The organism is Selenomonas sp. oral taxon 138 str. F0429, from assembly GCF_000318175.2.
GTDB classification, from domain to species: domain Bacteria; phylum Bacillota; class Negativicutes; order Selenomonadales; family Selenomonadaceae; genus Centipeda; species Centipeda timonae.
Genome location: NZ_KB290952.1, coordinates 61,916 through 62,482, shown reverse-complemented (window position 1 = coordinate 62,482; position 567 = coordinate 61,916).

Here is a 567-nt window from a genome sequence, read left to right as displayed (position 1 = left end):
TCGCGCCCCACACGGGGCGCGTGGATTGAAACGACGAATCCGTTCCGCATCGGGCGCAACGGCATCGTCGCGCCCCGCATGGGGCGCGTGGATTGAAACTTACGTCGAGCCGAAGGAAGGCGCGGAGGTCGAGTCGCGCCCCGCATGGGGCGCATGGATTGAAACGCCCCCATAAGGTGAAGGATGAGAAGAAAGAACGGTCGCGCCCCGCATGGGGCGCGTGGATTGAAACCGTCTGCCCACTCGGAATGCCGCCGCCCGCAATGTCGCGCCCCGCACGGGGCGCGTGGATTGAAACCCATGCGTACGATGAAATACGCCGACGTGACCGGTCGCGCCCCGCACGGGGCGCGTGGATTGAAACGAACTATACGGACGCGATTATGTGCCGTGCGGCGGGTCGCGCCCCGCACGGGGCGCGTGGATTGAAACCTCGGCATACCGGGGACAAGCGAGAAGAGCTACACCGTCGCGCCCCACACGGGGCGCGTGGATTGAAACCTTGACGACGTATCCGACGAGAATCATGCGATAGTCGCGCCCCACACGGGGCGCGTGGATTGAAAC